This window comes from Olsenella sp. An293, from assembly GCF_002159495.1.
Taxonomy (GTDB): domain Bacteria; phylum Actinomycetota; class Coriobacteriia; order Coriobacteriales; family Atopobiaceae; genus Thermophilibacter.
Genome location: NZ_NFIT01000003.1, coordinates 205243 through 211242, shown reverse-complemented (window position 1 = coordinate 211242; position 6000 = coordinate 205243). Strand labels below are relative to the sequence as shown.

The 6000-nt window shown below is 66.6% G+C and carries 2 protein-coding genes; both read right to left on the bottom strand.

Annotation, left to right across the window (positions count from 1 at the left end; translation table 11 throughout):
- Positions 1-335: 335 nt before the first annotated feature.
- Complete coding sequence (locus B5F85_RS03065) at positions 336-3299, bottom strand: S-layer homology domain-containing protein (RefSeq protein WP_143786121.1); 2964 nt, start codon at positions 3297-3299, stop codon at positions 336-338.
- Positions 3300-3560: 261 nt separating this feature from the next.
- Positions 3561-5969, bottom strand: coding sequence for a glycosyltransferase family 2 protein (locus tag B5F85_RS03060; RefSeq protein ID WP_087314288.1), 2409 nt, complete (start codon positions 5967-5969; stop codon positions 3561-3563).
- Positions 5970-6000: the final 31 nt, after the last annotated feature.

The window sequence follows — 6000 nt, the reverse complement described above, 5'->3', positions numbered from 1 at the left end:
GCGTTGCGAATAATGCGGCCAGGGCAGGCGGGCGCAGCGGCAGACGGGTCGCGAGCGCCACGACGGGCCCGCAGACACCGGAAACGTTGCGGAATCGCGAGTCGTGGCGTGACGCGGGCGCGGGACGCGCGCCGGGAGGCGGCGCGCTGCCCTGGGCGCCGTGCCACGACCCCGGAAAACGCAACGCGCCCGAGACGGATCCGTGCCACGGCCGGCAAAGGCGAAACAGGGGGCGAGAGGGACGCGCGGTCGAGAAGGGCGGGCCGAGCGAGAGGAGGGGCGCCGGGCCGCTGCGGCCCGGCGCCCCCTGGGGGTCGTGCTTGGCTGACGCTCCCCTACTCGCGCGTCTCCCAGTTCCAGAGGATCGCGGCGCCCTCGGAGCGGGTCAGGGCGCGCCCGGGCTCGAGGCCGGCGGCCCCGCCGCTGAAGACTCCCTCGGCGACGGCCCAGCTCATGGCCTCCTCGGCCCAGCCGGAGAGCTCGTCCGCGTCGGCGAAGGCAGAGAGGTCGGCGCGGGCGGAGACGTCCTCGCCCGCGGCCTGCGCGCGGTTGTAGAGCACGCACGCCGCCTGCTCGCGCGTGATCGCGCCCGCCGGGTCGAAGGACCCGTCGCCGTTGCCGTTGAACACGCCCTCGGCGAGAGCCCAGGCCACACCGTTTGCGTACCACTCGGTCGCGGGCACGTCGGACGGGAGCCCCTCGAGGTCCGCCTCGGGCTCGCCGGCCAGGCGGCAGAGGATCGTCGCCATCTCGGCGCGGGTGAGCGACCTGCCGGGGCCGAAGGTCCCGTCGCCGTAGCCCAGGATGGCGCCGCTCGTGACGGCCCAGTCGACGGCGTCGTGGTACCACTCGGCCTGGTCGAGGTCGGCGTAGGAGTGCGTCGGGCAGAGCCCGCCGCCGTCGCAGCCGAAGGTCACCTCGACGGTGACGTCGCCCTTCGGCATCTCGAACGTGTACGTCCCGTCCTCGCCGGGCGTGACCTCGATCTTGTTGCCCTCGGCATCGGTCACGACGACCTCGCGCACCTCCTGGCCCTCGTCGGGGGTGGCGGTCACGGTGACCTTATCGCCCTCCTCGGGGGAGGCGTCGGAGACGGTGACCTTCCCGCCCTCGGCCTCGGGGACCGTCACGTCATAGGTCGGGGCAGAGGGGGTCGAGGGGCCGCTCGGGACGGAGGGCTCGGGCTCCTTCTCGACCTCGCCGGTCGAGGCGTCCCACACGAGGCCGTCCTCGACGTGGTCGCCGGGGTTCACGACGCCGTCGAGCGCGCCCGTGTCGACGTCCGTGTCGAATTTGCCCCCGGAGATGGTCAGTTTGAGCGTTTTAATCTCATCGCCCGTGGTGACGTACCGGTAGGTGCCGCCCTCGATCTTGACGAAGGGGTCAGGTTTCGAGTCATCGCTGCTGTTCTCGATCTTGATCGAGGTCGGCTCGTCGATGTCCGACTTGTCGATGACCAGCGAGGCCGGGCCGGACTTGCTGTCCACGTTGACGCCGCCCCAGCCGTTGCCGGAGGTGGTCAGGCCGCTGATCGTCGCCTCGGCGCCGTTGATCACGACGCCGTAGCCGTTGCCATTCTTGCAGGTGACGTTCTCGACGGTCACCTTCGTGCCCTCGCCGTAGACGTTCAGGCCGTGCTTGGTGTTGTCGTCCACACCCGGCTCGCTGCCCCCGCCGTCGATGACGAGGTTGCGAACGGTCACGTCAGCGCCGCCCTCGATGTTGATCATGCTGGGGCCAGCGGCCGTGCCCTCGCCGAGGAGCACATTCTCGGCAGTGATGGTCCTGTCGTTGCCCTCGAGGATGATGTCCTTGGTGATGGTCAGGATGCCTTCGTTGTTGAACTTGCTGGTGCCGTCGAGGACGACGTCGTTGAGCAGGGTGACGGTGTCACCGTCCTTCGCGGCTTTGATGGCATCCTCCAGGGTATCGTAACGAGCGCCGCTGACCATGGCCTCGGATTCGCTGACGTTAGTGTCGCGCATCTCGCCGTTCACGGTCGATTTCACGTACGTGACGCCATCGCCGACAGTTTCCTCGGGGGCTTCCTCGCCAAGTATCTCGCTGTTCACGAAGCCGATGGTCCCGGAGTTGCCCGGTCCCTTCGTGACATTTCCGGTGATAGTGCTCCTTGTGACCCCCATGCTGCCGGTGCCGGTCTTGGAGACGTTGCCGTTGACGGTCGTGTTCGTAACGTCCACATCGCCGAAGCCAGCGCTGATCAGGTAGCCGTTGAGCTCTGCGTCCCTGATGGTGACGTTGACGGGGTTGTCATCCTGATTGTCCTGCGGGCTGCTCTCGTACACTGCAGCGCCGCCGGAGACGGTGCCCCCGGTGATGGTGACGTCAACCGGATTTTTGGTCGTGTGCTGCGAGACGGCGATGCCGGTGTTGCGCGTGGTGGTGCCGCCGGGGTTGGGCTCAAAGACAGGCACGTCGGGGGAACCGGAGACGGAACCACCGGTCATGACGAGGCTGCCGGAGCGAATCTCGATGCCGGTGTTGCCGGAGATGGTACCGCCATTGACGGTTAGCGACCCATATTGCGGATGATAGATTCCCGTACCCTCAGGGTCAAGGGCTTGGACGATTCCACCGTTGATAACAATTTTTGTGTTGTGCCTAGTCCCATTGCCAGATATGCCATAGTACTTGCCCTGAATCGTACCTCCGTTAACAGTGAGAACGGCAGGGTATTCATCACTATTCTCGCCAAACGTGGTGACCTTCACGCCACATGCAAGGGTATCCGTTGTAATGGCGCCGGAACGCTCAGGGCTGGTATCGGTGATGGTCAGATCGCCGCTGCGCTTCACGGCAACGAGATAGTCGGCGGTGGCCTCATCCGTCCAGCCATCAGCGTCCCGTGCAATGGTCTTGCCGTTAAGGTTCAGCGTGACCTTCTTATCAACGTTGACTGGCTCCGTAAGCATCACGTTCACGTTTAGCGTGATGGTACCGCCTGCCTTGACGCTCTTAAGCGCCTCCGCGAGGGAGCCAGTCGTAGTGCCACTCTCCGTTTCGTAGGTAACTTCAGACGCAGTCTCGGTCAAGCCACTATCCCCAGCACCATCCTCAGGTGACGTAAGCGCGGAATCTCCCTCGTCAGAGCCCACTCCAGTCAGGACGTTGTCCGTCTTCTCTCCCTCATCATTCCCTGCCGTGGTCTCATCAGGGGACTGTGAGACCTCGGGAGCATCGCCCAGCGCGACGACCGGCGCGACGCCGAAGGTGAGCGCGAGGCCCAGCCCCGCGGTGGCGGCAAGACGCGCACCGTTCCTGATCTCAAATCTCGACATTGCTCTCCTCTCAGCATGCCCCTTCATAAAGTGGGGTCGGGCACCTATAGATGGAGTCAATATAGAGCGACACCCCCCCCCCCGTCAACATTATTTCGGCGTGCTTACAGGCAGCTTAAGATCTCCCCGTGGCGCACTCTCCCCGTGGCGCACTTCGCAGCGCAGCGGCGCCCAAGCTCACCTGGTTCTTCTCGCCATGACGCAAGACGCCGCCGCAGGCAGGAGCCCGCGGCGGCGCAACGCTATACCCCTACCCTCCGCCTACAGGTGGTAGTAGGCGTTTCTCGGGTCCACGCGCGTCACGTTGGGGTTGGAGTACGGGTCGCCCTTCACGTAGTAGGGCGCCCAGTGGTAGTTCATGTAGGCGATCTCGCGGTGGAAGCGGATGCGCTTCTCATCGTTGTCCTCGGTCCCGCGCGAGATCGACTCGTAGTGGTAGAGCTCGACCTCGGGCGTGTAGACGACGAGCAGGCCGCGCTCGCGCAGCTTGAGGCAGAAGTCGATGTCGTTGAAGGCGACCTGCAGCTCCTCGGTGAACCCGCCCACGGCGTCGAAGGCCCTGCAGCTCGTCATCACGCACGCCGCCGTGACCGCGCTCAGGTCCATCTGGGCGTCGTCGAGGGCGAAGTAGCCGCGCACGCCGCGCGGCAGGTTCTTGTGCACGTGGGTGGCCACGCCGCCGGCGATGACCGTGCCGGCGTGCTGGATCGTGTCGTCCGGGTAGAACAGGCGCACGCCGACCGCGCCCACGTCCTCGCGCGCCGCCAGGCCGAGCATCGTCTCGATCCAGGAGGGCGTGATGACCTCGGTGTCGTTGTTGAGCAGCAGCAGGTAGTCGCCGCGCGCGTTCCTGCGCCCGAAGTTCATGAGCTTGGAGAAGTTGAACTCGGCGTCCCAGCGCGCCACGCGCACGACGCCGGGGTGCGCGGCCTCGAGCTCCTTGTAGTAGGCAAAGGTCTCGGGCTCGACGCTGTTGTTCTCCACGAGCACGATCTCGTAGTTGTTGTAGGTGCTCTTCTCGAGGATGGAGTCGACGCAGCGGGAGAGCAGGTCAACGTGGTCCTTGGTGGGGATGACAATAGAGACGAGCGGGCGCTCCTCCGGCACGTCGTAGATGACGCGATAGGTGAAGGGCCGGTCGGCGAGCGTGACCTTTGCCGCGATGCCGCAGCGCTTGAGGTGCTCGCTCACCGCGCGGATGCCCGCCTCGGAGGCGTAGGACTTGGAGCCCGCGTCGCCGGCCGTGGAGCTGGGGCTCATGCGCCAGTGGTAGAGCACTTTGGGGACGTGGTGGATGTGGCTCGTGCGCTCGGCCACGCGCAGCGTGAGGTTGTGGTCCTGGGCGCCGTCGTAGTCGCGCGTGTTGGGCTCGATCTGCCCCAGGAGGCTGCGCCGGACGGTGAGCATGTGGCAGACGTAGTTGTTGTTCCGCAGCAGGTCGAGGTTGAAGTCGGGCTTGAAGTAGGGCTGCGCGAAGGTGCCGTCGGGCAGCAGCTTGTCCTCGTCGCAGTAGAGCAGGTCGATCGCAGGGTCCTCGTTGAGGGCGAGGGCGTACTCGAAGAGCAGGTCGGGCTCCAGGACGTCGTCATGGTCGAAGAAGCACACATAGTCGCCTGTCGCCAGGGCGATGCCGGCGTTGGTGTTCTCGGAGATGCCGAGGTTGTCCTCGAGCGTGACGGCGCGGATGCGGCGATCGGAGGCGCACGCGCGCTCGACGAGCCCGGCGAGCTCGGCGCTCTCGGGGCTGGCGTTGACCAGGACGAGCTCCCAGGGGGCGTAGGACTGGGAGCGGACGGACTCGACCATGTCCTCGAAGAAGTCCGCGGGCGTCCTGAAGAGCGGGACGATCACGCTGAAGCTCGGGCGCCGCTCGAGCTCGGCGACCGCCTGGCCGGCGAGCTCGCGGGCGCTGGCGCGGTGCGCCTCGAACCAGCCGGGATAGCCCGGGTCCACCTGCGCGCTGCGCATCACCTCGCCGGTGCGGGCAAGCAGCTCGCCGTACCATCCGGCGAAGAGGACCTCGAAGCCGTCGAGCTCGGGGTGGTTCTCGTCGCCAAAGACAAAGATGTAGTTGTCGAGCTCGGCCGGGATGCGGGCGGAGAACTGCACGGCGAGCGTCGGCTCGTAGGTGTCCGCCCCCTCGACGGAGGTGCCCATGATCGTGAGGGACAGGTCCACCGGCTCGAGCCCCTGGGTGAGGCAGGAGATCCTCGGGGCGTTGTCCTCGCGCAGCGGGAGCAGGACGGTGCCGCGCAGCACGTTCCTCTCGCCCCCTGCGATGCAGTCGGTGAACTCGATCCGCGCCGTCTGCTCGGCGGCCCTGTAATCGTAGTCGCGCAGGCTCCGGCAGAGCTCGGGGTGCAGGCGATAGTTAAGGCGCGACTCCCACGTCGCCTGCTTGGAGCTCAGGGAGAGCTCCCCGCGCGCGCCGTCGGAGGTCTCCAGGGAGATGACGTAGCCGGGCCCGGAGATGACGGGCAGGCAGCAGACAAACCAGCTGAGCCCCTCGTCGTCGGACTCGTAGGGGTGCAGCGCGCAGGGCACGGCGACGCCGCGGCCGCTCTCCTTCGCGCTGGCGCGCACGGTGACGCCCTCGGCGACTCGTGGGATGCCGCAGAGCGCAAAGACCTTCTCGCTCCCCCGACAGATGCCCGCAGTCTTGATGTGCATGCGTTCGTCCTTTCGAGTCCCAGCCCGCCCG

Coding starts and splice junctions, on each gene's coding strand:
- B5F85_RS03065 (WP_143786121.1), bottom strand. CDS start 3,299: ATGTCGAGATTTGAGATCAGGAACGGTGCGCGTCTTGCCGCCACCGCG.
- B5F85_RS03060 (WP_087314288.1), bottom strand. CDS start 5,969: ATGCACATCAAGACTGCGGGCATCTGTCGGGGGAGCGAGAAGGTCTTT.